At 73.0% G+C, this 26,452-nt stretch carries 24 protein-coding genes; 15 read left to right on the top strand and 9 right to left on the bottom strand.

Annotated features, from left to right (window positions below; all coding sequences use genetic code 11):
• Positions 1–223 precede the first annotated feature (223 nt).
• Both KV205_RS06465 and KV205_RS06470 read left to right on the top strand, forming a co-directional pair.
• A complete protein-coding gene (locus KV205_RS06465; RefSeq protein ID WP_265862897.1) occupies positions 224–1,252 on the top strand; it encodes a LacI family DNA-binding transcriptional regulator in 1,029 nt (342 codons plus the stop codon).
• A 142-nt stretch (positions 1,253–1,394) separates the two neighbouring features.
• Positions 1,395–3,845, top strand: coding sequence for a discoidin domain-containing protein (locus KV205_RS06470; RefSeq protein ID WP_265862898.1), 2,451 nt, complete (start codon positions 1,395–1,397; stop codon positions 3,843–3,845).
• Between the two features lie 10 nt (positions 3,846–3,855).
• Here the strand turns inward: KV205_RS06470 and KV205_RS06475 are convergent, their stop codons facing one another.
• Positions 3,856–4,482: a LysE family translocator gene (locus KV205_RS06475; RefSeq protein ID WP_265862899.1), complete on the bottom strand. Its 627-nt coding sequence runs from the start codon at positions 4,480–4,482 to the stop codon at positions 3,856–3,858.
• Positions 4,483–4,561: 79 nt separating this feature from the next.
• On the opposite strand from KV205_RS06475, the gene KV205_RS06480 reads away from it, so the two are divergent.
• A complete protein-coding gene (locus KV205_RS06480; RefSeq protein WP_265862900.1) occupies positions 4,562–4,726 on the top strand; it encodes a hypothetical protein in 165 nt (54 codons plus the stop codon).
• Here the strand turns inward: KV205_RS06480 and KV205_RS06485 are convergent.
• Positions 4,713–5,204: a MarR family winged helix-turn-helix transcriptional regulator gene (locus KV205_RS06485; protein ID WP_265862901.1), complete on the bottom strand. Its 492-nt coding sequence runs from the start codon at positions 5,202–5,204 to the stop codon at positions 4,713–4,715. The two genes, KV205_RS06480 and KV205_RS06485, sit on opposite strands and share 14 nt — an antisense overlap.
• Before the next feature lie 142 nt (positions 5,205–5,346).
• Between KV205_RS06485 and KV205_RS06490 the strand changes: the two genes are divergently transcribed.
• The 5 genes from KV205_RS06490 (at position 5,347) to KV205_RS06510 (ending at position 9,848) form a co-directional block, all read left to right on the top strand.
• The gene (locus tag KV205_RS06490) at positions 5,347–6,279 is read left to right on the top strand and encodes an SDR family NAD(P)-dependent oxidoreductase (protein ID WP_265862902.1); all 933 of its coding nucleotides are present in this window, start codon (positions 5,347–5,349) and stop codon (positions 6,277–6,279) included.
• Positions 6,280–6,305: 26 nt separating this feature from the next.
• Positions 6,306–7,184, top strand: a complete 879-nt coding sequence (locus KV205_RS06495) for an amidohydrolase family protein (RefSeq protein WP_265863289.1) — start codon at positions 6,306–6,308, stop codon at positions 7,182–7,184.
• An 11-nt stretch (positions 7,185–7,195) separates the two neighbouring features.
• Positions 7,196–8,710: a long-chain fatty acid--CoA ligase gene (locus KV205_RS06500; protein ID WP_265862903.1), complete on the top strand. Its 1,515-nt coding sequence runs from the start codon at positions 7,196–7,198 to the stop codon at positions 8,708–8,710.
• Positions 8,711–8,730: 20 nt separating this feature from the next.
• Positions 8,731–9,189 (top strand): MaoC family dehydratase, encoded by a 459-nt coding sequence (locus KV205_RS06505; protein WP_265862904.1) that lies wholly within the window; start codon positions 8,731–8,733, stop codon positions 9,187–9,189.
• Between the two features lie 131 nt (positions 9,190–9,320).
• On the top strand, positions 9,321–9,848 hold the full coding sequence (locus tag KV205_RS06510) for a hypothetical protein (protein WP_265862906.1): 528 nt from the start codon (positions 9,321–9,323) through the stop codon (positions 9,846–9,848).
• A gap of 22 nt (positions 9,849–9,870) precedes the next feature.
• Here KV205_RS06510 and KV205_RS06515 read toward each other — a convergent pair whose 3' ends face one another.
• Together KV205_RS06515 and KV205_RS06520 are read right to left on the bottom strand one after the other, a co-directional pair.
• Positions 9,871–11,043, bottom strand: a complete 1,173-nt coding sequence (locus tag KV205_RS06515; RefSeq protein ID WP_265862907.1) for an aminotransferase class V-fold PLP-dependent enzyme — start codon at positions 11,041–11,043, stop codon at positions 9,871–9,873.
• A gap of 115 nt (positions 11,044–11,158) precedes the next feature.
• Positions 11,159–13,015, bottom strand: a complete 1,857-nt coding sequence (locus KV205_RS06520) for an ABC transporter ATP-binding protein (protein ID WP_265862909.1) — start codon at positions 13,013–13,015, stop codon at positions 11,159–11,161.
• A 158-nt stretch (positions 13,016–13,173) separates the two neighbouring features.
• On the opposite strand from KV205_RS06520, the gene KV205_RS06525 reads away from it, so the two are divergent.
• Positions 13,174–13,884 carry a DUF2470 domain-containing protein gene (locus tag KV205_RS06525; RefSeq protein WP_265862910.1) on the top strand — a complete coding sequence of 237 codons (711 nt, stop codon included), beginning with the start codon at positions 13,174–13,176 and terminating at the stop codon, positions 13,882–13,884.
• Positions 13,885–13,939: 55 nt separating this feature from the next.
• On the opposite strand, the gene KV205_RS06530 is transcribed toward KV205_RS06525, so the two are convergent.
• The gene (locus KV205_RS06530; protein ID WP_265862911.1) at positions 13,940–14,395 is read right to left on the bottom strand and encodes a ribonuclease domain-containing protein; all 456 of its coding nucleotides are present in this window, start codon (positions 14,393–14,395) and stop codon (positions 13,940–13,942) included.
• A 234-nt stretch (positions 14,396–14,629) separates the two neighbouring features.
• Between KV205_RS06530 and KV205_RS06535 the strand changes: the two genes are divergently transcribed.
• Positions 14,630–15,448: a thioesterase family protein gene (locus KV205_RS06535; RefSeq protein ID WP_265862912.1), complete on the top strand. Its 819-nt coding sequence runs from the start codon at positions 14,630–14,632 to the stop codon at positions 15,446–15,448.
• Between the two features lie 36 nt (positions 15,449–15,484).
• Here the strand turns inward: KV205_RS06535 and KV205_RS06540 are convergent, their stop codons facing one another.
• Both KV205_RS06540 and ctaD read right to left on the bottom strand, forming a co-directional pair.
• Positions 15,485–15,919 carry a hypothetical protein gene (locus tag KV205_RS06540; RefSeq protein WP_265862913.1) on the bottom strand — a complete coding sequence of 145 codons (435 nt, stop codon included), beginning with the start codon at positions 15,917–15,919 and terminating at the stop codon, positions 15,485–15,487.
• Positions 15,916–17,637, bottom strand: coding sequence for a cytochrome c oxidase subunit I (ctaD, locus tag KV205_RS06545; protein ID WP_374214637.1), 1,722 nt, complete (start codon positions 17,635–17,637; stop codon positions 15,916–15,918). Before ctaD ends, KV205_RS06540 begins: the two co-directional genes overlap by 4 nt.
• A gap of 458 nt (positions 17,638–18,095) precedes the next feature.
• On the opposite strand from ctaD, the gene KV205_RS06550 reads away from it, so the two are divergent.
• Positions 18,096–19,730, top strand: coding sequence for a GAF domain-containing protein (locus tag KV205_RS06550; RefSeq protein WP_265863292.1), 1,635 nt, complete (start codon positions 18,096–18,098; stop codon positions 19,728–19,730).
• 19 nt (positions 19,731–19,749) lie between these two features.
• Here KV205_RS06550 and KV205_RS06555 read toward each other — a convergent pair whose 3' ends face one another.
• Positions 19,750–20,484 (bottom strand): response regulator transcription factor, encoded by a 735-nt coding sequence (locus KV205_RS06555; protein ID WP_265862914.1) that lies wholly within the window; start codon positions 20,482–20,484, stop codon positions 19,750–19,752.
• 268 nt (positions 20,485–20,752) lie between these two features.
• Between KV205_RS06555 and KV205_RS06560 the strand changes: the two genes are divergently transcribed.
• The 4 genes from KV205_RS06560 (at position 20,753) to KV205_RS06575 (ending at position 25,083) form a co-directional block, all read left to right on the top strand.
• Positions 20,753–21,220 (top strand): pyridoxamine 5'-phosphate oxidase family protein, encoded by a 468-nt coding sequence (locus KV205_RS06560; protein WP_265862915.1) that lies wholly within the window; start codon positions 20,753–20,755, stop codon positions 21,218–21,220.
• Between the two features lie 471 nt (positions 21,221–21,691).
• Positions 21,692–22,780: a CdaR family transcriptional regulator gene (locus KV205_RS06565; protein ID WP_265862917.1), complete on the top strand. Its 1,089-nt coding sequence runs from the start codon at positions 21,692–21,694 to the stop codon at positions 22,778–22,780.
• 150 nt (positions 22,781–22,930) lie between these two features.
• Positions 22,931–23,437 carry a hypothetical protein gene (locus KV205_RS06570; protein WP_265862918.1) on the top strand — a complete coding sequence of 169 codons (507 nt, stop codon included), beginning with the start codon at positions 22,931–22,933 and terminating at the stop codon, positions 23,435–23,437.
• Positions 23,438–23,532: 95 nt separating this feature from the next.
• Entirely contained in the window at positions 23,533–25,083 is a 1,551-nt protein-coding gene (locus KV205_RS06575) for a flotillin family protein (RefSeq protein WP_265862919.1), read from the top strand.
• On the opposite strand, the gene KV205_RS06580 is transcribed toward KV205_RS06575, so the two are convergent.
• Complete coding sequence (locus KV205_RS06580) at positions 25,080–26,315, bottom strand: sodium:proton antiporter (RefSeq protein WP_265862921.1); 1,236 nt, start codon at positions 26,313–26,315, stop codon at positions 25,080–25,082. The genes KV205_RS06575 and KV205_RS06580 overlap by 4 nt on opposite strands.
• Between the last annotated feature and the right edge of the window lie 137 nt (positions 26,316–26,452).

The following is a 26,452-nucleotide window of genomic DNA, read 5'->3' on the forward strand; positions in this document are numbered from 1 at the left end:
TCGCGGGGGTGTGCGCGGACCTTGCTCGGTGCTTCTGACGCTCGGCTTGCTCGGTGCTGGGCTTGCTCGGTGCTGGGCTTGCTCGGAGTTCAACCGCTGACCGGATCTACTAAACCGGTCTAGCGATGCGGGACTATGCTCGCGGCTAGACTCCGGTGTCAAGGGACCGTGCAGGGACCGAGCGGAATCGGCCGTCTTCCAACGGCCGGGAAGGGGGCGTCCGTTGGCCAGACCGACCATCGCCGACATCGCCAGGGAGGCCGGTGTCTCCAAGGGAGCCGTCTCCTTCGCGCTCAACGGGCGCCCGGGCGTCAGCGAGGCCACCCGGGAGCGGATCCTGCGGGTCGCCGAGCGGATGAACTGGCGCCCGCACAGCGCCGCCCGCGCGCTCGGCGGGGCGCGCGCCGGGGCGGTCGGCCTGGTGCTCGCCCGGCCCGCCCGCACCATCGGGCTCGAGCCGTTCTTCGGCCAGCTGCTCTCCGGTCTCCAGGCCGCGCTCTCCACCTGCGGCACCGCGCTCCAGCTGCTCGTCGTCGAGGACACCGCCGCCGAGGTCGAGGTCTACCGGCGGTGGACCTCGGAGCACCGGGTGGACGGCTTCGTGCTCGTCGACCTCCAGGTGCGCGACCCTCGGATCCCGGTCCTGGAGGAGCTCGGGGTGCCGACCGTGGTGCTGGGCGGGCCCGGCCGGCACGGCGGGCTGCCCGCCGTCTGGGCCGACGACCGCGAGGCGATGACCTCGATCGTCGAGTACCTGGCGGCGCTCGGCCACCGCCGGATCGCGCATCTCGCCGGGCTGCCCGCCTTCCAGCACACCCGGCGCCGGATCCGGGCGGTACGGGACGCGGCGCGCCGCCTCGGACTCGCCGACGCCGTCTCCGTACCGACCGACTTCAGCGACGCCGAGGGCGCCGCCGCCACCCGCGCCCTGCTCGCCCGGCCGGCCGGGCAGCGGCCGACGGCCATCGTGTACGACAGCGACGTGATGGCGGTCGCCGGGCTCGGGGTCGCCGCCGAGATGGGCGTACGGGTGCCGGGCGAGCTGTCCCTGGTGTCCTTCGACGACTCCGCGCTCGCCCGGATCGTGCACCCCTCGCTGACCGCGCTGTCCCGCGACACCTTCGCGCTCGGCGAGCAGGTGGCGACCGCCCTGCTCGCCGTGGTCGACGACCCGGCCGCGGGCCGCGACATCAGGAACCCGACACCGCGGCTCACGGTGCGCGAGAGCACGGCGGCGCCGGCCGCCGAATGACGGCCGGCCCTCTTGACCCCTCTGCTAAAGGGGTTTAGCCTCCCGGACCGGGCGGCGGAGTGTCGCCCCGTTCGCCTTCCGCACCATCGCGCCACCGGCACCACCAGCCTTCCTTCCCCCCTCCTGCTGGACCGGAGCATCGATGAGACGACTTCCCCGTCTGCTGGCCGCCGCCCTGTCGGCGGCCCTTCTCGGCCTCGCCGTCACACCCGCCGCCTCGGCGTCGGGGTCCGCGGCACCGGCGGTACCGGCGCCCGACAACGTTGTCGGCGCCGCCGGCGGCCAGCCGTACGCCTCCTACTGGTACCCGAATTCGATCCTGAACTGGGACCCGGCCACCGACCCCGACGCCCGCTTCAACCGCTCGCGCGTGCCGCTCACCCCACGGGTCTCCGACCCCGCCCTGAAGGCGAACGCCAACGCCCGGGCCGGTGAGGGCAAGGTCGTGTCCCTGGTGTCCTTCGCCCCGACCTCGAACAATCCCTCCCAGGGCTCGCTCGATCCGCGCTATTACGCCTTCGGGCACTGGCAGTACGTCGACAAGCTGGTCTTCTGGGGCGGTTCGGCGGGCGAGGGGCTGATCCTCGCGCCGAACCCCACCGTGATCGACGCCGCCCACCGCAACGGCGTGAAGGTCTACGGCACGGTCTTCTTCCCGCCCACCGCCTACGGCGGCCAGATCCAGTGGGTGCGGGACTTCGTGCAGAAGTCCGGCGCCCGCTACCCGGTCGCCGACAAACTCGCCGAGGCCGCCCGGTACTACGGCTTCGACGGCTGGTTCATCAACCAGGAGACGGCCGGCGGCGACAGCACCCTCGCCACCGAGATGCGCAACACCCTGCGCTACGCGCGCTCGCTCGGCCCGGTCGAGTTCATGTGGTACGACGCGATGACCGAGTCCGGCGCGGTCAGCTGGCAGGACGCGCTCACCAGCGCCAACGACGCCTTCCTGCAGGAGGGTTCGCAGCGCACCAGCGACTCGATGTTCCTCGACTTCGGCTGGGGCGCCGCCGCGCTCGACTCCTCCCGCACCCTCGCCCGCTCCCTCGGGCGCAGTGAGTACGAGCTGTTCGCGGGCGTCGACACCGAGGCCAACGGCTACAACTCGAGCGCGCCGTGGAGCGCCGTCTTCCCGGACGGCAAGCCGCACACCGCCTCGCTCGGTCTCTACCGCCCCGAGTGGACCCACAACTCCTCGACGGACCGGGCCGATTCGTACGCGCGCGAGGCCCGCTACTGGGACGGCGCCAACGCCGACCCGTCCAACACGGCCACGACGTCGAGCTGGAAGGGCCTGGCCCACTACATCGCCGAGTCGTCGCCGGTCACCGCCAAGCCCTTCGTGACCTCCTTCGACGCCGGCCAGGGCGACTTCTACCACTCCGGCGGCGCCCGGGTCTCGACCGCCGGCTGGAACAACCTCTCCCTCCAGGACGTGCCGCCCACCTACCGCTGGCTGGTGCAGTCCACGGGGACGAAGCTGAAGGCCTCCTACGACTTCACCGACGCCTACGAGGGCGGCTCCGCGCTCCGCCTGACCGGCCCGCTGGACGCCGTGAACACCGTACGGCTCTACCAGACCCGCCTCCCGGTCGCCGCCGACACCAGGCTGTCGGTGGTCCTCAAGACCCCGGCGGCCGGACCGACCCGGCTGAAGGCCGCCGTCTCCTTCACCGACTCCCCCACCACCTTCACCACCCTCGACCTCGGCTCCACCACGACGGCCGGCTGGGAGCGCAGGACGCTCGACCTCTCCCCGTACGCCGGACGCACCATCGCCCAGCTCGGCCTCCAGACGACCGGGACGGCCACCTCGTACGACATCAAGGTCGGTCAACTCGGCGTGTACGACGGGCAGGTGGACGCGACGGCGGCGCCGGGCGCGCCGACCGTGCTCGGCAGCTCCGACACCGGCACGGGCAGCAAGTCGCTGCGGCTCGCGTGGACCGCGCCGGCCGGCGGGCAGGTGCACCACTACGAGGTGTACCGGCGTGACGCGGGCGGCGGCCGCACCTTCCTCGGGGCCACGCCGAACGACAGCTACTTCGTGCCGAGGCTCGACCGGGCCGGTACGGAGGCGTCGACGACGCTCGACGTCGAGGCGGTGTCCACCGAGTGGGGCCGCTCCCCCGCCGCGAGCACCACGGTCGGCTGGTCGGCGGCGACCGAGGCCAATGTCGCGCTGAACCGTCCGGCGACCGGCTCCGGCCAGTGCAACTCCTCGGAGACCCCGGCGAAGGCCGTCAACGGCAGCGTGTCCGGCGGCACCACCGACAAGTGGTGCACCCTGACGACCGACAAGTGGCTCGAGGTGGACCTCGGTTCACCGCGCGCGCTGAACCGCTTCGTGGTGAAGCACGCGGCGGCGGGCGGCGAGAGCGCGACCTGGAACACCCGGGACTTCCGGATCGAGGTCCGCGACAGCGCCTCCGCCGCCTGGACCACGGCGGTGACCGTCACCGGCAACACGGCGGCGACCACGACCCATCCGGTGACCGCGACCGCCCGCTATGTGCGTCTGGTGGTCACGAGGCCGACGCAGACGACGGATCCGGCGGCCCGGATCTACGAGTTCGAGGCCTGGGGCTCGTAACTCCTGACGTTCACGCCTGCGCCGTGGCGACCTTGACTCCGAAGCCGATCAGGACGACGCCGGTGATCCGCTCCATGCGGCGGCGCACGGAGGCCCGGGCGAAGAACGCCCGGGCCTTCGCGAGCAGCAGCACATAGCCGCACAGCCAGACCACGGTAAGGGTCGCGTGGACGAGCACCAGGAGCGCCATTCCGGTGTGCGCGGACAGTCCGTGCGGCGCGAGGGTGGGCAGCAGACCCGTGTAGAAGACGGCGATCTTCGGATTGAGCACATTGCTCACCAGGCCGGTGCGCCACGGGTTCCCGGACGGCGCCGGCAGGGACACGGGGGCCGCGTCCGTGGTGGGCCCGCCGCGGCGGGCGGCGCGCAGGGCCTGGACACCGAGGACGACCAGATAGGCGGCGCCGGCCAGCTTCACGACGGTGTACGCGGTGGCGGACGCGGCCAGGACGGCGGCGAGCCCGGCGACCGACAGCACGCCCCACACGAGGAGACCGGTGGTGATCCCGGCGACGGTCAGCAGTCCGTCGCGCCGGCCGGCGGCGACCGCCCGCCGGGTCACGACCGCCATGTCGGGTCCGGGCACCATCGTGAGGAGCGCGAGCACACCCGCCGCGGCGAGGAATTCGTACACCATGGGGCGAGTGTGCCATCCCCGCCGACGTGGCCGGTACGGGCCTCTGTTCCTCGGCGCCGGGCGGGTTCGACTGGGCCGCATGACGCTGCTGAGCCGCACGTACGCCGACACCTCCCGACAGGGCAACGAGGAGCTGCGGGACGCGGTGGCGCGCGCCCGGGCGAACCGGGCGGACGGCGCGGCGCTCGTCGGCATGAGCAGCAACCCGGACACCCGGATGGCGTGCGTGTTCACTCACCCGTAGCGGCGACCCGGCGCAACAGGGCGTGCAGCACGGCGCGTTCCTCCTCGGACAGCGGGGCGAGGAGGCCGTCGGTGACGCGGCGGCTGCTGCGGTCGGTGTCCTTGAGGTAGCCGCGGCCGGCGTCGGTGAGAACGACGATCCGGCTGCGCCGGTCGCCGGGGGCCGGGCGGCGCTCCACCAGGGCGAGGCGTTCGAGGTCGTCGACGAGGCCGACGATGGCGCTGGGGTCGTAGCCGAGGCGGGTGCTCAACTCGCGCTGGAGGGCGCCCTCGACGGTGGCGAGGTAGCGCAGCACCGCGTAGTGGCGCAGCCGCAGGCCGGACTCCTGGAGGGCGGCGTTGAAGAGCTGACCGGAGCGCTGGCCGAGCCGGTAGAGCAGATATCCGGTGTCGGAGTGCAGGCCGAGCATCCAGGGGTCGTCCGCGCGGTCCCCGGCGTCTCCGGCGCCTCTGGTGTCTCTGGTGTCTCTGGCGTTCATGGCACCAGCATGCCGCAGGACCGATGTCGATCACAACCATTGACGTCAACAACTATTGGTCCTAACTTCCTTTCCAGCGGATCGAAGCCGATCGAGCACACGCTCTCCCGTCCGCCCCTCCCCCGTGTCTGAAGGGACCCTCATGTCACCCACAGCAACGCCCGCCGTCGATCTCACCGGCAAGGTCGCGATCGTCACCGGCTCCGGCCGGGGCCTCGGGCTCGCCTACGCCACCGCGCTGGCCGCCGCCGGAGCCTCCGTGGTCGTCAACGACCTGGACGCCGAGCTCGCCGAGAAGGCCGCGGCCGGCATCGTCGCGGCCGGCGGCCGGGCCGTCGCCGAAGCCGTCGCCGTCGGCACCTCCGAGGCGGCGGACCGGCTGGTCGAGCGGGCCGTGAGCGCCTTCGGACGGCTCGACGTCCTGGTCACCAACGCGGGCATCCTGCGCGACCGCGTGCTGTGGAAGATGACCGACGAGGATTTCGACGCCGTCGTCGGCACCCACCTCCGGGGCACCTTCACCTGCGCCCGCGCCGCCGCCGTACGGATGCGCGAGCAGGGCGAGGGCGGCCGGCTGATCCTGGTCGGCTCCCCCGCCGGGCAGCGCGGCAACTTCGGCCAGACCAACTACGCCGCCGCCAAGGCCGGTGTCGCCGCCATGGTCCGAACCTGGTCGATGGAGCTGGCCAAGGCCGGGATCACCGTCAACGCGGTGGTGCCGGTGGCCGCGACCGCCATGACCGAGACCATCCCGGCCTTCGCCCCGTACGTGGCGGCGATGCGGGACGGCGCGCCGCTCCCGGACTTCCTGCGCAAGGGCGAGGGCTTCGGCACGGTCGAGGACTGCGCGGCGCTCGTGCCCTTCCTCGCCTCCGACGCCGCCGCCGATGTCACCGGCCAGTGCGTGGGCATCGGCGGCGACCGGCTCGCCCTGTGGTCGCATCCCGAGGAGATCGCCACCGCCTACGCGGACGGCGGCTGGACTCCGGAGACCCTCGCCGCCGCCTGGCACACCTCGGTCGGCCGTGTCCCGCAGACCGTCGGCATCCCCGCGCCGCGCCTCCCGGAGGCGTGATGAGCGGGACGAGCGCAATACCCGCGATGGCCCTGGACGAGCTGGTCGCCATCGACGTCCACACCCACTGCGAGGTCTCCGCGAGCGGCCGTTCCTCGCTCTCCGACGAGCTGCACTCCGCCTCCGGCGCGTACTTCAAGGTCGCGGGCGACCGGAAGCCGACGCTTGAGGAGATGGCCGCGTACTACCGGGAGCGGCGGATGGCCGCCGTGGTCTTCACGGTGGACGCCGAACACGCCACCGGTACCGAGCCGATCCCCAACGAGGAGATCGCCGAGACCGCCGCCGCCCACCCCGACGTGCTCATCCCCTTCGCCTCGATCGACCCCTTCCGGGGCCGGGCCGGGGTACGGGCGGCCCGCCGCCTCGTCGAGGAGTACGGGGTCAGGGGCTTCAAGTTCCACCCCAGCATCCAGGGCTTCTTCCCCGACGACCGCATCGCCTACGGCCTGTACGAGGTCATCGAGGAGACCGGCGCCGTCGCGCTCTTCCACAGCGGGCAGACCGGGATCGGCGCCGGCGTGCCCGGCGGGGGCGGCATCCGCCTGAAGTACTCCGACCCGATGCGGGTGGACGACGTCGCCGCCGACTTCCCGCACATGAAGATCGTCCTCGCGCATCCGTCCTTCCCCTGGCAGGACGAGGCGCTGGCCGTGGCCACCCACAAGCCGGGCGTGCACATCGACCTGTCGGGCTGGTCCCCGAAGTACTTCCCGCCGCAGCTGGTGCGATACGCCAACACCCTGCTCAAGGACAAGGTCCTCTTCGGCTCCGACTACCCGGTGCTGAGCCCGGACCGCTGGCTGGCCGACTTCGCCGAGCTGCCGATCAAGGACGAGGTCCGCCCCGCGATCCTCAAGCACAACGCCACCCGGCTGCTCGGCCTCACCGAATCCCCCGCCTGAAAGGGCCGTCGATGCGCAACGAGGGACTGGGGTCATGGCCCGCCCGTCGGGCCCGCAAGACCCCGCACCGCACCGCCCTGATCCACCAGGCGGACGCCTTCACCTACGCCCAACTGCATGAGCGCACCACGCGCCTGGCCCACGCGCTGCGCGCCGCCGGCGTCCGGCGCGGCGACCGTGTCGCGTACCTCGGCCGGAACCATCCGGCGTTCCTGGAGACGCTGTTCGCCGCCGGACTGCTCGGCGGGGTGTTCGTGCCGCTCAACACCCGGCTCACGGCGCCCGAGATCGCGTACCAGCTGACGGACTCCGGCAGCCGCGCGCTGCTCCACTCCCCCGAACTCGCCGCCGTCGCCGCCGTGGCAGCGGAGTCGGGCGGGGCGCGGAGCGTCGTCGAGGTGGGCGGAGCGGCGTACGAGGAGCTGCTCGCCGGCGCCGCCACGGCGCCGATCGACGAGCCGGTCTCGCCCGACGACCTCTGCATCATCATGTACACCTCGGGGACGACGGGCCGTCCCAAGGGCGCCATGCTCACCCACGGCAACATCGTCTGGAACGCCGTCAACGTGCTCGTCGACCACGACCTGGTCGCGGACGAGACCGCGCTGGTGTCCGCCCCGCTGTTCCACACCGGCGGGCTGAACATGCTGACCCTGCCGGTGCTGCTCAAGGGCGGCGCGTGCGTGCTCGTCGAGTCCTTCGACCCCGGCGGTACGCTCGACCTGATCGAACGGCACGGCGTCACCTTCATGTTCGGGGTGCCGACCATGTTCGACCAGGTGGCCCGGCACCCGCGCTGGGCCACGGCCGACCTGTCGAGCCTGCGCCTGCTCAGCTGCGGCGGCGCGCCCGTACCGACCCCGCTGATCGCCACCTACCAGGAACGCGGTCTGACCTTCCTCCAGGGATACGGGATGACGGAGGCGTCGCCCGGGGCGCTGTTCCTCGACGCGGAGCACGCGGTCGCGAAGGCCGGCTCGGCCGGGGTGCCGCACTTCTTCACCGACGTACGGGTGGTGCGGCCCGACCTGGCGCCGGCGGAGGTCGGCGAGACCGGCGAGGTCCTGGTCCGCGGCCCGCATGTGATGAACGGCTACTGGGGGCTGCCGGCGGAGAGCGAAGCGGCCTTCGTGGACGGCTGGTTCCGCACCGGCGACGCGGCCCGGGTCGACGCGGACGGCTATGTCACCATCGTCGACCGCTTCAAGGACATGATCATCTCGGGCGGCGAGAACGTCTACCCGGCCGAGGTCGAGGACGCGCTGCTCGCGCACCCCGATGTCGCCGAGTGCGCGGTGATCGGCGTGCCGGACGCGAAGTGGGGCGAGACGGCCCGCGCGATCGTCGTCGCGCGGACGGGAAGCGCGCCCGATCCTGCCGCGATCCTGGCGTCCCTGGACGGGCGGCTCGCCCGCTACAAGATCCCGAAATCCCTGGTCCTGGCCGAGGCGCTGCCGCGCACGGCCACCGGAAAGCTGCTCAAGCACGAACTCCGCTCCCGCTACGGGACGGCTGAACTGACGTGAACGACACGAAGGGCACCCCCATGAGCATCACCGTCGACGGCATCGCCGAGCTGAAGGGCCTGGCCGGCTCCGAACTGGGCACCAGCGACTGGATCGACGTCACCCAGACCCGGATCAACGGCTTCGCGGACGCGACCGGCGACCACCAGTGGATCCATGTGGACGTGGAGCGGGCGAAGGAGGGCCCGTTCGGCGCGCCCATCGCGCACGGCTATCTGACCCTTGCCCTCTTCATCCCGCTGTTCACCGAGCTCCTCGACGTCCGCGGGGTGACGACGAAGGTCAACTACGGCCTGGACAAGGTCCGTTTCCCGGCCCCGGTCCCGGCGGGCTCCCGGCTCCGGCTCTCCGCCCGCCTCGCCGAGGTCACGGACGTGCCGGGCGGCGGCGTGCAGATCGCGGTCGACGGCACGATCGAGATCGAGAACGCGCCGAAGCCGGCCTGCGTGCTGCGCAGCCTCTCCCGTTTCTACGCCTGACCGAGCGCCTACGGCCGCCATCGACCGCCGGACCTGGGAACTTTCCCCCGGGGTCGCACGTTGCGCGGGCGACCTGACCGATCGATGTGTGACACGACGGCTCCGCCGTCGTCGGGGAGATGTGAGCGACCATGGCCATGGTGGGCCTGTTCTGGATCACCGAGGGTGACGTGTACGTGGGGGCCAAGCCGACCGGGCACGGGCCCGGGGTGCGGCTGACGCCCGAGGGCGTGGTGGGTCTCGGTGACGGGCAGTCCCAGCTCTGTCCGTGGGAGGACGTCAGCGGTCTCACCGTCGTGGACATCCCCGAGAAGACCCTGATGCGCCAGGTCGGGGTGGTCGGGGACGCGGCCCTGAACGTCGTGGGCGAGCTGGTCCTGCCGGTCTTCGGCCCACGGGCGGGCGACGCGCCGCCCCGGCTCACGGTGGAGGTGGCGACGCCGCAGGGCACCCGCTCGCTCTCGGCGTACGTCGCCGCGGCCGCCGGCTACCCGCAGAGCGAGGTCGACCTCTCGCTCTCGCTCCTGTCCCACCTGACCGAGGGCGCGGCCACCATGGAGACGACCCTGGCCGCGATGGCCGAATGGGGCCGCAGCCGGGAGGGCGGCACCCCGCGCCGCGCGGAGCGCGAGGCCCTGCTGCAGGAGTGGCTCGGCTGAACGGGCGGTCGCGCGGCGGGGCTCAGCCGCCGTCGAGCAGCGGCTTCAGGCCCGCCGCGAGGCGCTCGTACTCCTCCGGCCGGTTGTAGATCTGGGCGCTGAGCCGGATGCCGCCGCCCGTGGGCCAGGCCCAGACGAGCACCCGGCAGCCGAGGCGGGCCGCGATCTCCTCGCGGAGGGCGGCGGCCTCGGCATGGGTGCGGGCCAGCCCGCGGGGCAGCCGGAGCGAGCGCATGGCCAGCTCGGGGCCGTACGGGAGGGGCGTGATGCCCGGGAGGGCGGACAGGAGCTCCGTGCCGTACGCGACGAGTTCGGTGTTGTGGCGGCGGACCGCCGGCGCGCCGAGCGAGGCGAGCAGGTCGAGGCCCTCGGGTGCGGCGAGCAGGCCGGTGTAGTCGGCGGTGGCGCGGTACTCGACGGCGCGCGGGAAGCCGTGGGCGTGTTCCCAGGACGGTACGGGCGCGGGGACCCGGGCGCGGTAGGGCGCGGCGACCGCGAGGACGGCGCTGCCGGCCGGCGCGTAGGCCCATTTGTGCAGGTTGCCGAACCAGAGGTCGGGCTCTCCGGCGAGCGGTCGGGCGAGCATGCCGGGCGCGTGCGCGCCGTCGACGACCGTGCGCACCCCGCGCTCGCGGAGTGCGGCGACGAGTCCCGGTCCGGCGACGATCCGGGCGGTGGGCGAGCTGATCTGGTCGAGGACGGCCACCGTGGTACGGGGCGTGAGGGCACCGAGCACGGCCTCGGCGACCGCTTCCTCGTCCGGGAGTTCCGGGTCGAGGGCGACGGTGGTGACGCGGGCCCGGCGGGCGGCGGCGTCGGTGACGGTGCCGTAGCCGTGGTCGGTGACCAGGACCTCGTCCTCGGGACGGAGGCCGAGCGCGTCGAGGGCGAGATTGGCGGCCTCGGTGGCGTTGTGGACGAGGGCGATGCCCTCGGGGTCGGCGTCCAGGTGCGCGGCGATGCGGCGCCGGGCGGCGGCGAGCCGTTCGGGTGCGGAGAGGAAGAAGGCGTCGGGGTCGGCGTCCGCTTCCTCGATCAGGCTCCGGCGCGCCGCGGAGACGGGGAGCGGGACGGCGCCGAAGGATCCGTGGTTGAGGTGCGCCACGTCGGGCCCGAGCCGGAACAGCCCGGCGCCGCCGGGGAACGCGGCGGGCCCGTCCGTACCCCTGCCGTCGGCCGTCTGGTGTGTCGTCATGGCCCCGCTCCCCCTGTTCCTGTCTGCGCCGGTCTCGGTCTCGGAGTATGCCCGACCGCGCCGTGGCCGGGACCCCGGATGTGGTCCCGGCCGGCGGCGTCGGCCGCGGCGCGGCTCAGCCGGACACGTCGGCCCCGGCGACCGGCGCGTCGTCGAGGAAGCCGCCCGACTGGTGCTGCCAGAGCTTGGCGTACGGGCCTTCCGCGTCGAGGAGTTGCTGATGCGTGCCCTGTTCGACGACCCGGCCCCGGTCGAGCACGACCAGCCGGTCCATGCCGGCGACCGTACTGAGCCGGTGCGCCACGACCAGGGCGGTGCGGCCCTCCATGAGACGCCACAGGGCGTCCTGGACGAGGATCTCGCTCTCCGAGTCGAGGGCGCTGGTCGCCTCGTCGAGGAGCAGGATCGGCGCGTCGCGGAGAATGGCCCGGGCGAGGGCGACCCGCTGGCGCTGGCCGCCGGAGAGCTTCACGCCGCGCTCGCCGACCATGGTGTCGAAGCCGTCGGGCAGCGCGTCGGCGAACTCGGTGACGTGCGCCGCCTCCGCCGCCCGCCGGATCTCGGCCTCGGTGGCCTCCGGGCGGGCGAAGGCGATGTTCTCGCGCAACGTGCGGTGGAACATGGCGGGTTCCTGCGGCACGTACGCGATGAGGCCGCGCAGGTCGGACTGGCTCATCCGGCTGATGTCCTGTCCGGCGACGAGGATCCGGCCCGCGTCGACGTCCGTCATGCGGAGCAGCAGCCTGGTGAGGGTGGTCTTGCCGCCGCCGGAGCGCCCGACCAGACCGATCTTCGTGCCCGCGGGCACGTCGAGGTCGAGGTCCTCGAAGAGCGGCTTGGCGTCGCCGCGGCCGCCGCCGTGGGTGAAGGTGACCCGCTCGAACCGTACGTCGCCGGTCCGGGAGCGCAGTGGTTCGGGGCGCTCCGGGTCGACGACGGTCGGCGGGGCGAGCAGCAGTTCGGTGAACTGCGCCGCCTCGGTCATGGAGCTTTCGAGCCGCCGGTAGATCTGGTTGAACTCGAACATGATGCGGGTCGCGTTGGAGTAGTACGTGAAGGCGACGATGACCGCCTCGACGCCGTGCTGCCCGGCGCCGAGGAGGAGCGCCACGACGAGCCCGAGGACGTTGGTGAGCACCGACATGGGTGCGACGACGGTGTCGATGCGGAGGTTGCCGTAGTCCCAGGAGCGGAGCGTGAGGCGGCGCGACTCGGCGACGCGGGTGCGGTGTTCGGCCGCCTCGCGGTCCTCGGCGGCGAAGGCCCGTACGGTGTCCATGTTCGTCAGGCTGTCGGCGACATGGCCGGAGACCCGGGCGATGGCCTCCTCGCGCTGGGCGACGAGTTTCTGCCGGCGCCGGACGAGCGGCACCACGCAGCAGGCGGTGATCGCGATCATCAGGAGCAGTCCGGCGACGAGCAGCGGCTCGTACTGCCACAGCACGACGGACGCGAACAGCAGCGGTACGAAGCTGCCCATGACGTTGAAGGTGAGGGTGTCGACGAACTCCTCGAAGCGGGAGGCGAAGCTCAGCACCCGCTTGGTGAGGGATCCGGCGAAGTTGTCGTGGAAGAACGCCGCGTCCTTGGCGAAGAGTTCGTCCATGCCGATGACGTAGAGGCGCTCGATGCCGAGGGCGTCGAGCCGGTTGAGGCAGTGCAGTCCGAGCCGCCAGAGCCCCTCGGAGAGGAGGAGGACGGCGCCGAAGCCGATGACGTACGGCAGCATGCTGTCGAGGTGGGTGATGTCGTCGCCCTCGCCGTGTCCGTCTCCGTTTCCGGCGATCCGGCCGACGAGCTTGGCGACGATGAGCGGTGCGAGGTAGGCGATGCCGATGTTTCCCAGCGCCGGGAGCAGCATCGCGGGGACGGTCACCCGGCGGAGCCGGGCCAGCTCCCTTCCGTAGTAGCGGAGTGCGAGGAGCACCGGGCCTCGGCCCGGCGAACCTTTGTGTGATTCAGGCGAATCCATACCAACCCTGCTTTGTCGGACCCCCATGGAGTTGGCAGTGTCCCGCGCTCGACTCGGCGTCGTCCAAGCGTTTTTCGGGACCTTCGGCGCCCCGGGTTCCGTCGACACCACCTCGAAGGGTAGGTTAGGTTAGGCAAACCTAAGTTTGGAGATCACGCATGCAGCCCCACACCGCCTCCGAGCCCACCCCCGCCGAGCGGCTGCGGTCGATCATCGCGGCCGCGCACTCCATGACCGTGGTGACCGACGGCCGCCCCGAGGAGGTCCACGGCCTCGACGGCGACGACCCGTTGGGCCGCATCCACCTGCACGATCCGGCCGAGCCCGACGTCCACGCCGCCCCGGGAGACGGGCATGCCCCGCGGATCCCGATCCGCCTGGAGCTCACGGACGTCTCCCCCGCGCCGGTACGGGAGCGGGTGCGCGCCCGGGTCACGCTCTCGGGCCTGGTGGCCGCCCCGTACCGCGCGGACGCCGGCGAGAGCATGTGCATGGAACTGGGGCAGGCGGTGCTCCAGGACGCGTGCGGGCGCACGTATGTGACACCGGCGCAGCTCCAGGAGGCGGCGGTCGACCCGCTGGCGACGTGCGAGGCCGCGATGCTGCACCACCTGGTGGCGGACCACCCGGAGCTCGTCCCGCTGCTGCTGCGGCTCGTCGCGCCGGGGGCCAAGCGGGGTCTGGTGCGGGCGCTGCCGCTCGCCATGGACCGCTACGGGCTCACCCTGCGGCTCGAACGGCGGATTGGGCACGAGGACGTACGGCTGCCCTTCCCGACCCCGATGACCGAGGTCGACCAGGCCGGGCTGCAGATCCACGCCCTGCTGACCGCGGCCCGGCGCTGCTCGCACCACCGGCTGCCGGCCTGAGCGGCCGGCAGCCGGTTCCGATGTCGCGTCGGCGGTCCCGCGTCGGCGGTCCCGCTCAGCAGGCGTAGTCGATCAGGTCGAACGTGGCGTAGTGGTCGGCGGTGTAGTAGTCCTCCTGCGAGGCCTGGCCGGTCACGATGCGGCGGGCACCACGGGTGGGGACGCCCGGCGTCTTGACCGTGTACTCGTGGTAGTAGCCGGCGGTGTGGGCCGGCAGGACGCCCTCGCGGTTCTGGAAGACGACACCGTCCTGCGCGTACGGGAAGGGGCCGCCCGCGTCGATCAGGCGCAGGGTCGTGTAGGCCTGGGACGGGAGGGCCGAGTAGCAGATGTCGCCGACGCTCGCGGCGGACGCGACCGAGGCGACCGAGGCGACCGACGCGGTGGAGGTCGCGACGGGGGCGGGGGCGGCGGAGGCGGGGGCGGCGGAGGCGGGGGCGCCGAGGAGGAGGGAGGAGACCAGAGCTGCGGTGATTCCGGCGGCGAGGCCGATTCGTGGGGGGATTCGCATGACGGCGATGCTGACGCGCGTAGACCCGGGCTGGGAAGCCCAACTGGCTTCAATTCCCCGGACGTTCACCACAGGTCCACGCCGGCCACGGAACGTCCGCGCATGCCACCCGGACGTCACCGGACGCGGATGTGCGGTGGATCACTCGGGGCGGGCCGGTGTCCGCGCCTACGATGCCTGAGGGGTACACGTATCGCGTGTCCCGTGCCCCGCCGCACCCGAGGAGACGGATCCGTGAGCACCGCCCATGTCGCGCGCGAGAGCGACCGCGAGAGCTACTTCGAGCGGACCGGCGAGCACCGCTACAAGCCGACGGCGCACGCCGGCGGCGCGTGGAGCGCCGACGAGATGCACTTCAGCCCGCTGGCCGGGCTCGTGGTCCACGCGCTCGACGAGCACCTCGCGAGGCGGCCGGGCGGCGACGCGGCCCTCGCGCGGATCAGTTACGACATCCTGGGTCGGATCGCGCTCGACGAGTGCGAGGTCACGGTGGAGACCGTGCGGCCCGGGCGCACGATCGAACTCCTGGAGGCGACCGTGGTGATCGGCGGGCGCCCGGTGGTGCGCGCCCGCGCGTGGCTGCTCGCCTCGCAGGACACCTCGGCCGTCGCCGACAGTCCGCACGAGCCGCTGCCCGGCCCCGACGAGCTGGACCCGTGGCGGATGGCGGATGCCTGGCACGGCGGCTACATCGCGTCGATCGACGTCCGCCGCACCCCCGCCGCGCGCAAGGGCCGCTCCTCGGCCTGGATCTCCTCCCGCGTCGACCTGGTCGCGGGCGAACCGAGCAGCGCCCACGCCGCGTACATCGCCCTCGTGGACACGGCCAACGGCATCGCCGTCCAGCAGGACCCGGCCGAATGGATGTTCCCCAACCTCGACCTGACGATCCATCTCCACCGCCAACCACACGGCCCCTGGACCGGCCTCGACACCACGGCCACCTTCGGCCCCACCGGCCAGGGCCTCACCAGCACCGTCCTCCACGACCTCACCGGCCCGGTCGGCCACGCCACCCAGATCCTCACGGTCCGCCCACAGGCCGGGGCCTGAGCCCCGGGGCCCCGGCCAGGCGATTTCGGAGCGGGGTCAGCCCGTGCGGATGGATGCCAGGGCCGCCGTCAGGGCGGCGCCTGTGGCGAGGCTGGTCGCCAGGGTGGTGGCGAAGACCGTGCGGAGGCGCGGGAAGTGGGTGGGGGGTGGGGGTGCCGAGAGGGTGGGCCAGTAGGTGGCGGCCTCGCGTTGTTCGGCGCGGTGGTGGTGGGCTGCCCGGAGGCGGAGGGTGAGGGCCGTGGCCGCGCCGGCCGCCGTGAAGGCGGCCAGGGGGTGGGCGGGGAGGCCGCCGAGCAGGAGGAGGGCGGCGGCCGCCGCGGTGGCCCAGGCGGTGACGCAGGCGGCCGCGGCGAGGCGCCGGGAGACCGGCCGGTCGGCGCCCGCCCGCAGGTCGGCGAGGGCGGGCACGTACCAGACGCAGCCGGAGGCGGTCACGGCCCCGATGGCGAGGGCGAGGACGGCGCCGCTCATGCGCCGCTGCCCGCGGTCTCGTGCGGACGGTTCCGCAGCCGGTCGAGTTCGGCGATCTCCGGGTGGTGCAGGTCGAAGGCCGGGGACTCGGAGCGGATCCGGGGCAGGACGAGGAAGTTGTGCCGGGGCGGCGGGCAGGAGGTGGCCCATTCCAGCGAACGCCCATAGCCCCAGGGGTCGTCGGTGTCGACCTTGACGCCCTCGCGGCCGGTCTTCCAGACGTTGTAGAAGAACGGCAGGAAGGAGAGGCCGAGGAGGAAGGACCCGATGGTGGAGATGGTGTTGAGGGCCGTGAAGCCGTCGGCGTCCAGATAGTCGGCGTAGCGCCGCGGCATGCCTTCCGCGCCCAGCCAGTGCTGGACGAGGAAGGTGGAGTGGAAGCCCACCGTCAGGGTCCAGAAGGTGATCTTGCCGAGGCGTTCGTCGAGCATCTTGCCGGTGAACTTCGGCCACCAGAAGTGGAAGCCGGCGAACATCGCGTACACCACCGTGCCGAACAGCGTGTAGTGGAAGTGGGCCACGACGAAGTACGAGTCGGAGACGTGGAAGTCCATCGGCGGCGAGGCCAGGATGACGCCGGTCAGACCGCCGAAGGTGAAGGTCATCAGGAAACCGGTGGCCCAGAGCATCGGTGTCTCGAAGGAGAGCGAGCCCTTCCACATGGTGCCGATCCAGTTGAAGAACTTCACTCCGGTGGGTACGGCGATGAGGAAGGTCATGAACGAGAAGAAGGGCAGCAACACACCGCCGGTGACATACATGTGGTGCGCCCACACGGTCACCGACAGACCGGCGATCGCGATGGTCGCCGCCACCAGCCCTATGTAGCCGAACATCGGCTTGCGGCTGAAGACCGGGATGACCTCGGAGATGATGCCGAAGAACGGCAGCGCCAGGATGTACACCTCCGGATGCCCGAAGAACCAGAACAGGTGCTGCCACAGCAGCGCCCCGCCGTTGGCCGCGTCGAAGACGTGCGAGCCGAACTTGCGGTCGCATTCCAGGGCGAACAGCGCGGCCGCGAGCACCGGGAAGACCAGGAGCACGAGCAGCGAGGTGAGCAGCACGTTCCAGGTGAAGATCGGCATCCGGAACATCGTCATGCCGGGCGCGCGCATGCAGATGATGGTGGTGATGAAGTTGACCGCACCGGCGATCGACCCGAAGCCCGACAGGGCGACGCCCATGATCCACAGGTCGGCGCCGAGGCCCGGCGAGTGGACGGCGTCGGAGAGCGGCGCGTAGAGGAACCAGCCGAAGTCCGCGGCCCCGCCCGGGGTCAGGAAGCCGCCGGCGGCGATCAGCGAGCCGAAGAGATAGAGCCAGTACGCCAGCATGTTGAGCCGCGGGAAGGCGACGTCGGGCGCGCCGATCTGGAGCGGCATGATCCAGTTGGCGAAGCCGGTGAACAGCGGCATGGCGAAGAGCAGCAGCATGATCGAGCCGTGCATCGTGAACGCCTGGTTGAACTGCTCGTTCGACATGATCTGAGTGCCCGGGCGGGCCAGTTCGGCCCGCATCACCAGGGCCATGACACCCCCGATGACGAAGAAGAAGAGCGCCGAGCAGAGATAGAGCGTCCCGATCTGCTTGTGATCGGTGGTGGTGAGCCAGGAGACCCACGAGGGGCGCCGGGGCGCCTCCTCGCCGGTGGCCGGGTGGTGGCCCGGGAGCGGCGGCTCCACGGTCCTCACCTGAATGCTGCGTGCCTCGTCCACTGGACGGCGACCTTCCTTCCGCGGTGCGTGGGACGGCCGGAGGACGGCCCCACACGGGGGATGGGCGCGGCCCTCCTCCGGCCGCCCCACATGCTCGTCCGCGCGTCGCGGCCGGTGCAGGGCCGAACAGTCCCCGGCCCGCCGGCGCAAGGAGGGCCGAACGGCCCCTGCCGGCAGGCCCGGTCCGCTCACGTACGCTGCGGAATCGGAACGAACGACGACGCACCGGGCGGGGCGGGGCGGGCGGGCTGGAAGCCGGGTGCCGAGGCGGCACGGCCGCCCGCAGCCCACTGCCCGGCCGCCCGACGCCCGAAGCCCACCGCCCGGTACGAGGACGAGAGCCAGCAGCACCCATGACCGACACCGCGCCCGCGCACGCGCCCGAACCCTCCCCCGCACCCTCGGCCGTCCCGGCCGCCGAGCGCCCGCCGTGGCCCCGGCTCGACGTCCCCGAGCGCATGCACGAGCTGCTCGCCGCCGTCATGGACCTCGGCCGCGACCTCGAACTCCCCCAGGTGCTGCGGAGCATCGTCGAGGAGGCGGTGAGCCTCACCGACGCCGAGTACGGCGCCCTCGGGGTGATCGGCCACGGTGACCTCGGCGACCGGCTGTCCAGCTTCCTGCCGGTGGGCCTGGCCGACGACCTCGTGGCGCGGATCGGCCCGGCGCCGTGCGGGCACGGCATCCTCGGCGAGCTCATCCGCAACCCCGCCCCGCTGCGGCTCGACGACCTCAGCCGCCACCCGAGCAGCTTCGGCTTCCCCGAGCACCACCCGCCGATGCGGACCTTCCTGGGCGCGCCGATCCGGGTGCGGGGCGAGGTGTTCGGCAACATCTACCTCACCGAGAAGCGCGGCGGCGGCTCGTTCGACGCCGACGACGAGGCGGTGCTCACCGCCCTGGCGATGGCGGCCGGCATCGCCATCGACAACGCGCGGCTCTACCACGACAGTCAGCGCCGCGAGCACCGGCTCGAAGCCCTCGGCGAGATCACCCGGGCGCTGCTCGCGGGCACCGGCGCGGACGACGTGCTGCGGCTCATCGCCCGGCGGGCCATGGAGGTGGCCGACGCCGACCAGGCGGCCGTGCTGCTGCCGACCGGTACGGACGGCGATCTGGCCGTACGGGTCGCGCACGGCGATCGCGCGCGGGCGGTGCTCGGGGCGGTGCTCCCGGCCGCGGGCTCGCTGTCCGGTCTCGCGGCGCACGCCCGCCGGCCCGCCGTCACCACCGATGTACGCACCGACCCACGGGCCCTGCCCCTGGGCGACGACCAGGGGGAGCACGGCCCTGTGGTGGCCGTGCCGCTGCCGGTGGACGCGGCGGTGTGCGGGGCGCTGCGGCTGAGCCGGCGGGCCGGGCGGCCGGGCTTCGACGGCGACGAGGCCCGGCTCATCAACGGCTTCGCCGACCAGGCGGCCATCGCGCTCGAACTCGCCCACCGCCGTGCCGAGTCCGAGGAGCTCGCGGTGCTCCACGACCGGGACCGGATCGCCCGCGACCTCCATGACGTGGCCATCCAGCGGCTGTTCGCGACCGGCATGACGCTGCAGGGCGCGACGCGGAAGATCGCGGACGAGCAGGCGGCGGAGCGGGTGGGGCGGGCAGTCGACGACCTCGACGCCACCATCCAGATCATCCGCTCGACCATCCTGCAGCTGCGGACGGCCGACGACGACCGGCGCGGCCCGGCACTGCGGCGCCGGCTCGCCGAGACGGTCCAACTGGCGGGCCAGCACCTGGGTTTCCGCCCCTCGCTGCGGATCTCGGGCCCGGTCGACAGCACCGTCTCGGCGCCGCTGGCCGAGCACGTCCTCGCGGTCACCGCGGAGGCCCTGAGCAATGTCGCCCGGCACGCGCGCGCGACCCGCGCCGACGTCGAACTCACCGTCCCCGACACCGCCGACCGCCTGGTCCTCACGGTCACCGACGACGGCCGCGGCCTCGGCCCGGCCCGCCCCACCGGCGGTCTCCTCAACATGGGCTCACGCGCGGAACAGTGCCGGGGCGCCCTGACCCTGGACGCGCCGTCGACGCACGGCACGCGGATCGTGTGGAGCGTGCCGCTGGTGGTGGCGGACGACACCGTCTGAGGCCGGGGCCGGGGGGCTGTCACGCCCCGCCGGTGCGCCCCTGGGTCTCCCGCAGGCGGCCGGCGATCACCGCGGCCTGGACGCGGCGGCCGACGCCGAGCTTGCCGAGGATCGCGGAGACGCGGTTCTTCACGGTCTTCTCCGCCAGGAAGAGACGGTCCGCGATCTGGCGGTTGGTCAGGCCGAGGCCGATGAGGTCGAGGATCTCCAGCTCGCGCGGCGACAGGCGGTCGAGGTCGCCGGGCGCGGCGGGCGCCGGGTCGGGTTCGGGTTCGCGGATGCGGGCCATGACGCGACTGGTCATGCGCGGGTCGAGCAGGGAACGGCCGGTGGCGACCGTGCGGACGGCGGTGATGAGGTCGGAGCCGCCGATCTGCTTGAGGACGTAGCCGGCGGCGCCCGCCATGATGGCGTCGAAGAGGGCCTCGTCGTCGTCGAACGAGGTCAGCATCAGGCACGCCAGGTCCGGCAGCTCGGCGCGCAGCTCGCGGCACACCTCCACGCCCTCGTGGTCGCCGCCGGTCGCGTTGCCGAGGCGCACGTCGAGGACGGCCACGTCGGGGCGTACGGCGGGGACCCGGGCGAGGGCCTCGCGGGCGTTGGCCGCCTCGCCGACCACGACGATGTCGGGCTCGGCCTCCAGGAGGTCGCGCACGCCCCGGCGGACCACCTCGTGGTCGTCGAGCAGGAAGACCCGTACGGGCGCGCCGGGATCGCCGGGGCGGCCGGCCGGAACAGGGGGACGGGGGTTCACGAGGACTCCTGAACAGGGTGGGCAGGCAGGGCCGGCCGGGCCGTTCGGCCGGGCCGCTCGCGGGACGGGCGCCAGTATGGCAACCGGCCCACCAGGCCGTTCGGCCCCGGTCCCCCAGGGCCGAACGGCCCTGTCCGGACCTTCCGGACACATGGTCGACTCTCGTTCGCGACCAGGGGTGCCCGCTCCGCCGTGACCCGACCGTCCCTCGGGGCCGGGGCCGGCACCCCCGGGACGCACCAGACTCCGCGAGCCCGAGGCAGGCACCGTGCACGACGAAGCAGTCCGCGACCTCACCCACGTGCTGGGTGTCCCCGGGCGGCGGCGCGCGGTCGACCTGGACGGCGACGAGGCGCTGCGGCTGCTCGCGACGGTGCCGCTCGGGCGGATCGTCTTCACCCGCCGCGCGCTGCCCGCCATCCGGCCGGTCAACCACCTGGTGGACGCCGGCGACGTGGTGCTGCGCACCCACGAGGGCGCGGCCCTCACCGCGTACGCGCGCGAGGCGGGCACGGAGGGCGTCGTCGTGGCCTACGAGGCGGACGACATCGACCTCGCGACGCGGCTCGGCTGGAGCGTGGTCGTCACCGGCTACTGCCGCCCGGTCACCGACCCGGCCGAAACCGCCCGCTACAAGACGCTCCTCCGCCCCTGGACCGACCGCCGCAACGACGAGGTCCTGCGCATCCGCCCCGACCTGGTCACCGGCATCCGCCTGGTGCCGGCCGACGGCTGACCCGCGCGGCCCCGCTGCCGCTGGACCGTCGCCTTCGCATCCGGGCCGGTACCCGGGCCCCCAGGCCCGCCAGGGCCGAGGGGAAGCGGCGTGGGGGACGGGTCCTCCGGCCTCGCCGGAACTGCCCCACCGGGCCCGGCAGGCCCCTAGGAGCGTGCCGCCCCGTCCAGCGTGGACATCCACCCGAGCCCCACAGGGCCAGGGGGCGCGCCGCGCCGGGACCACGCGCCAAGGCTCCGCCGGCGGCGTCATGGGGCGTGCCCCCTGTTCGGCGTGAGGGGCCGCCCAGGCCCCCACGCCCCCTGGCTCCGCCGGGGGACCCCGGGCGAAGCTCAGGGCGAGTCGCGGGCCCGGGCAGGATCCGGAAGAGCCGGACCGGCTTCCTCACCCGGCTCCGACCTGCGTCGACGGGCGTGGCACCCTGGTCACCGCGCGTCAAGGACGCGTCAGGGGCGGGCCCGGGAGGGGTGGATGACGGAGCGGGCGGCGGGTGGGGAAGTCGAGGCGTACGCGTGCTACGACGCCTATCTGGAGGGGTACGCGGAGGTCCTGGCCGGGATCTGCGCCACCGGGCGGCGGGCCAGCCGGGAGGAGCTGGCCGCGCTGCGCGCTCGTGGGGAGCGGGCCGCGGAGGCGGGGCTCGGGCTGCGTTCGCTGGTGCGGGCGCATCTCGGCGCGGCGCGCACGGTGTTGGCCGGGCTGCCGAGGGCCGAGCACGACCGGCTGCTCGCGGCGGTCGAGCAGGCGGTGGACGCGTTCGCGGAGGGCCACGAGCGGGCCCAGCGACTGGCGATGCGTCAGGAGGAGGCGGCCCGACGGGAGTTCATCGACGACCTGCTGTACGGGCGGAGCGATCTGGGCCGGCTCGCCCAGCGGGCCGAGCGGTTCGGGCTGCTCCTGTCGCACGCGCACACGGTGGCCGTGGCGCAGGGCCCGGAGCCGTACGCCGACGGCTACGCGGTGTCCCGGGCCGTCGAGTCCTCGCTGCTCGCCCGGTTCGGCTCCCGCCGGATCCTGCTGACCACCAAGGACGGGCGGCTGATCTGCGTCGCGCCCGGCGACCAGCCGGACGTCCTCACCTTCTTCGCCAAGCAGGCGTACGCGGCGACCGACGGCGGCCGGGTGGCGATCGGCCGCCCGCACTCCGGCGCGGGCGGCGTCGTCCACTCGTACGAGGAGGCCCTGAACGCCCTCGACATCGCCGACCGGATGGGACTGGACGGCCCGGTCCTGTACGCGGCGGACCTGCTGGTCTATCCGGTGCTCGCGCGCGACCAGCAGGCCATGGTCGACCTCGTGCGCACCGTGCTCGGGCCGCTGCGCCAGGCCCGCGGCGGGGCCGGGCCGCTCCTGGAGACGCTGACCGTGTACTTCGACGCGGGGTGCGTGACCACTGAGGCGGCGCGGCGGCTCTCGCTGAGCGTGCGGGCGGTGACGTACCGGCTCGACCGGATCCACCGCCTGACGGGGGCGGATCCGGCCGAGCCGACCCAGCGCTACACCCTGCAGACCGCGGTGATCGGGGCGCGGCTGTTCGGCTGGCCGGACCGGGACCTCTGACCGCGCCCCGCGTCCGCGCCCGCGCCCGCGACGGAACACGGCATCAACAAAGCGTAAAGACTGCCGGACTCCGGCAGTGAACCGAACCGCCGGTCGATGCCAGGATGCCGGTGACGGCAGACAGCGCATGATGGCCGAAGGGGCGGGGACATGACGTGGTTTCTCGGTCTCGGCATCGTCGGACTCGCGCTGCTCGTCCTGAGCCTGGTCTTCGACGGGGTGTTGGAGGGGGTCCTCGACGGACTCGGCGGGGGGCTTGACGGGTTTCTGTCGTTGCCGGTGATCGCCGGTTTCGTGTCCGCGCTCGGTTTCACGGGCGCGCTCACGACGGGCGTCACCGGAGCGGGGGCGGGGGCCGCCACCGGTGCGGGCGTGGTCGCGGGGGCCGGCGTGGGGTGGGTGACCTGGCGGTTCGGCCGGGCGCTCATGCGCGACGGCGACGCGCCCGCACCGCGGGGCGAGGACCTGACGGGCAGTTCGGGGCGGGTCGTCACCGCGATTCCGGGAGCCGGTTACGGCGAGGTGCTGCTCACTCTGGGCGGCCAGCCGGTGAAGTACGCGGCGAGGGCGGACCGTCCGCTGCCGCTCGGCTCCGAGGTGTGGGTCGAGTCGGTGCTCTCAGCGACGTCGGTCGCCGTCCGCCCGGTCGAGCACTGACCGTACGCCGCTGCCTCCTTCCACCGCGCTCCCCTCTTCCGCCGTTCCTCGTGTCTTCCTTCTTCACGTTTCGCTTCTGATCGAAAGGGGTTCCGATGAGCCCTGTCCTGATGTCCGTCGTGGGCATCGTCGTCCTCGTCGTCCTGCTGGCCCTCGCGGTCGTCACCCGCTACAAGGTGGCGGGCCCCAGCGAGGCGTTCATCATCACCGGCCGGCGGGGGAAGAAGACCACGGACCCGGCGACCGGCCGGGTGTTCACCGACAACAGCGGGCAGAAGGTCGTGGTCGGCGGCGGTGTGTTCGTCGTGCCGTTCGTGCAGCAGAAGTTCAGCCTCGACCTGTCCAGCCGGCACATCCCGGTCGCCGTGCGCGGCGCCGTCACCCTGCGGGGCGTGAAGGCGAACCTCGACGGGGTCGCGATCGTCAAGGTCGGCGGCACCGAGGACTCCATCCGGGCCGCCGCCCAGCGCTTCCTGATGCAGCAGGAGGGCATCGTCGGCTTCACCCAGGAGGTCCTCTCGGGCGCGCTGCGGTCGATCGTCGGCCGGATGTCGGTGGAGGACATCATCCGCGACCGGGCGGCGTTCGCCGGACAGGTCGCCGAGGAGGCGGAGGCGAGCCTGTCCGGGCAGGGCCTGGTCCTCGACGCCTTCCAGATCCAGGACATCACCACCGAGGGTTCCTACCTGGAGGACCTGGGCCGGCCGGAGGCCGCCCGGGCCAAGCAGGAGGCGGACATCGCGGAGGCGGAGGCCCGGCGGGCCGCCGAGCAGGCCCGGCTGAAGGCGGAGGAGGAGATCGCCGTCGCGCAGCGGACCCTCTACCTGAAGCAGGCCGAGATCAAGGCGCAGACGGACGAGGCGGCCGCCCAGGCCAACGCGGCCGGACCGCTCGTCGAGGCGGCGCGGCAGCAGGACATCCTGACCGAGCAGGAGAAGGTCGCCGCCCGGCAGGCCGCGCTGACCGACCGTCAGCTCGACACCGAGGTCCGCAAGCCGGCCGACGCCGCCCGCTACCAGGCGGAGCAGGAGGCCGAGGCGAAGCGGATCGGCCGGGTGAAGCAGGCCGAGGCCGAGCGGCTCGCCGCCATCGCGGCCGCCCAGGCGGAGGCCGAGCGGGCCCGGCTGACCGGTGAGGGCGAGAAGCAGCGCCGGCAGGCGCTCGCGGAGGCGGAGGCCATCGAGGGCGCCAAGCGCGGTGAGGCCGAGCGGGCCCGCCGGGCCGCGATCGCCGAGGCGGTCCGCCTGGAGGGTGACGCGGAGGCCGCCGCGATCGCCTCGACGGGTGCCGCCGAGGCGGAGGCCATGCGGAAGAAGGCCGACGCCTTCGAGGCGTACGGCGACGCGGCCGTGCTGCAGATGCTGGTGGAGGTGCTGCCGCAGGTGGTCGCCAAGGCCGCCGAACCGCTGGCCGCCGTCGACAAGATGACCGTCATCTCCACCGACGGCGCGGGCCGGCTGCCGCGCGCGGTCGCCGACAACGTCGCCCAGGGCATGGAACTCCTCAGCTCCACCACGGGCGTCGACCTGGCCTCGCTGCTCCGGGGCGTGACGGGCGGGGCGGGCCAGGCCGGGGCCGGTGCCGACCGCAAGCCTGCGGCGCCCAACGGGCAGTCCGTGAACGGAACCATCGAGATCACCGACTAGGCAACGCCTTTCGGGGCCGGTTCCTCCGGGGCCGGCCCCTCCGGCTGCGGGTGTCTGGCGAACCAGCGGGCCAGGGGTTCCGCCGTCACCCCGTGCACGAGCACGCTGAGCAGCACGGTCGCGGCGGTCACGTTGAGGATGAAGTCGGCCTCCTCTCCGGGGAGTTGTACGTAGGCGAGGACGGCGAAGACGATCGACGTGACGCCGCGCGGGCCGAGCCAGCCGATCGCGGCGCGCTCGGGCCGGGTGAAGTCGGAGCCGGTGAGCGAGGCGACCACCGGCACGAAACGGGCCACGATGAGCACGATGACGGCGTACGCAAGGAGTTGGGGTACGTGCCCGCCGGTGAAGGCCGCGGTGGTGAGCGCGCCGAACGCGTACCAGGCGGACAGGGCGAGCAGAAGGCTGACGTCCTCCACCAGGACGAGCGATTCGCCGCCGACGACCAGCACGGTGTTCGCGTACCACAGGCCCGCGACGAAGGCGGCGACGAAGCCGTTGCCGTCGATCAGGACGGAGGCCGAGTAGGCGAGGAACGGCAGGGCGAGGGCGGCGAAGCGGAAGTTGGCGGGCTTGGCCCAGTGGCGCTCGAAGGACCAGCGGACGGCCACCGCGGCCAGATAGCCGATGACGCTGCCGACGCCCGTCGCGAACACCACTCCCTTGAGGGCGTTGAGGACCAGGTCGGTGAAGGTGTCGCCCTCGGCGGAGACGATGTTGGCGACGCAGAAGACGAAGAGCGGCGAGATCAGGCCGTCGTTGAAGCCGCCCTCGATGTTGAGCGCGGCCCGCACCCGCAGCGGAATGCGCTCGTCGCGCAGGAACATCAGGACCGGTGCGAGGTCCATCGGCATGACGACCAGCGCGGCGACGGCGAGCAGCCACCAACTCGTGCCGGGGAAGACCAGGGCCCCGGCGAGAGCGGCGAGGACCAGGGAGGCGGGCAGCGCGATCCCGAGCAGCCGCCCCATGCCGACCGAGCCGCGCAGCCGCGGCGCGTAGTCGCGGGCCTCGGTGGCGTCCGTGAACAGCATGACCGCGAGGACGAGTTCGAGGCCCCGTTGGAAGGTGTGGGTGTCCATGTCGATCGCGACGACCGGATCGTCGCCGCCGCTGAGCAGGATGCCGGCGGCGGCGAAGGCGATCGGCGCGGTGATGCTCCAGCGCGCCAACCGGTCCGACACCAGGACCCACAGGAACAGCAGGGACAACAGGACGAGCAGAGCAATCACGGCGACTCGCAGGCAGGAGCGGGGAGCGGATGCGACATGTGCAGACAGATGGGGGTAGGCACGGGCAGATGCTGACAGGTGCGACATCCTCGCAGGCGGATCGCAGCGCACGGACGGGGACACCCGGGTGAGCGCCA

Source organism: Streptomyces sp. SKN60 (genome assembly GCF_026236535.1).
Classification (GTDB): Bacteria; Actinomycetota; Actinomycetes; order Streptomycetales; family Streptomycetaceae; genus Streptomyces.

What these genes read in the sequence shown, in the direction of transcription:
- KV205_RS06520 (WP_265862909.1), bottom strand. Translation starts at nt 13,015, where the DNA reads ATGGATTCGCCTGAATCACACAAAGGTTCGCCGGGCCGAGGCCCGGTG.
- KV205_RS06475 (WP_265862899.1), bottom strand. Translation starts at nt 4,482, where the DNA reads ATGGTGTACGAATTCCTCGCCGCGGCGGGTGTGCTCGCGCTCCTCACG.
- KV205_RS06525 (WP_265862910.1), top strand. Translation starts at nt 13,174, where the DNA reads ATGCAGCCCCACACCGCCTCCGAGCCCACCCCCGCCGAGCGGCTGCGG.
- KV205_RS06575 (WP_265862919.1), top strand. Translation starts at nt 23,533, where the DNA reads ATGAGCCCTGTCCTGATGTCCGTCGTGGGCATCGTCGTCCTCGTCGTC.
- KV205_RS06540 (WP_265862913.1), bottom strand. Translation starts at nt 15,919, where the DNA reads ATGAGCGGCGCCGTCCTCGCCCTCGCCATCGGGGCCGTGACCGCCTCC.
- KV205_RS06470 (WP_265862898.1), top strand. Translation starts at nt 1,395, where the DNA reads ATGAGACGACTTCCCCGTCTGCTGGCCGCCGCCCTGTCGGCGGCCCTT.
- KV205_RS06485 (WP_265862901.1), bottom strand. Translation starts at nt 5,204, where the DNA reads ATGAACGCCAGAGACACCAGAGACACCAGAGGCGCCGGAGACGCCGGG.
- KV205_RS06505 (WP_265862904.1), top strand. Translation starts at nt 8,731, where the DNA reads ATGAGCATCACCGTCGACGGCATCGCCGAGCTGAAGGGCCTGGCCGGC.
- KV205_RS06500 (WP_265862903.1), top strand. Translation starts at nt 7,196, where the DNA reads ATGCGCAACGAGGGACTGGGGTCATGGCCCGCCCGTCGGGCCCGCAAG.
- KV205_RS06515 (WP_265862907.1), bottom strand. Translation starts at nt 11,043, where the DNA reads ATGACGACACACCAGACGGCCGACGGCAGGGGTACGGACGGGCCCGCC.
- KV205_RS06565 (WP_265862917.1), top strand. Translation starts at nt 21,692, where the DNA reads ATGACGGAGCGGGCGGCGGGTGGGGAAGTCGAGGCGTACGCGTGCTAC.
- KV205_RS06480 (WP_265862900.1), top strand. Translation starts at nt 4,562, where the DNA reads ATGACGCTGCTGAGCCGCACGTACGCCGACACCTCCCGACAGGGCAAC.
- KV205_RS06570 (WP_265862918.1), top strand. Translation starts at nt 22,931, where the DNA reads ATGACGTGGTTTCTCGGTCTCGGCATCGTCGGACTCGCGCTGCTCGTC.
- KV205_RS06490 (WP_265862902.1), top strand. Translation starts at nt 5,347, where the DNA reads ATGTCACCCACAGCAACGCCCGCCGTCGATCTCACCGGCAAGGTCGCG.
- KV205_RS06510 (WP_265862906.1), top strand. Translation starts at nt 9,321, where the DNA reads ATGGCCATGGTGGGCCTGTTCTGGATCACCGAGGGTGACGTGTACGTG.
- KV205_RS06550 (WP_265863292.1), top strand. Translation starts at nt 18,096, where the DNA reads ATGCACGAGCTGCTCGCCGCCGTCATGGACCTCGGCCGCGACCTCGAA.
- KV205_RS06530 (WP_265862911.1), bottom strand. Translation starts at nt 14,395, where the DNA reads ATGCGAATCCCCCCACGAATCGGCCTCGCCGCCGGAATCACCGCAGCT.
- KV205_RS06495 (WP_265863289.1), top strand. Translation starts at nt 6,306, where the DNA reads ATGGCCCTGGACGAGCTGGTCGCCATCGACGTCCACACCCACTGCGAG.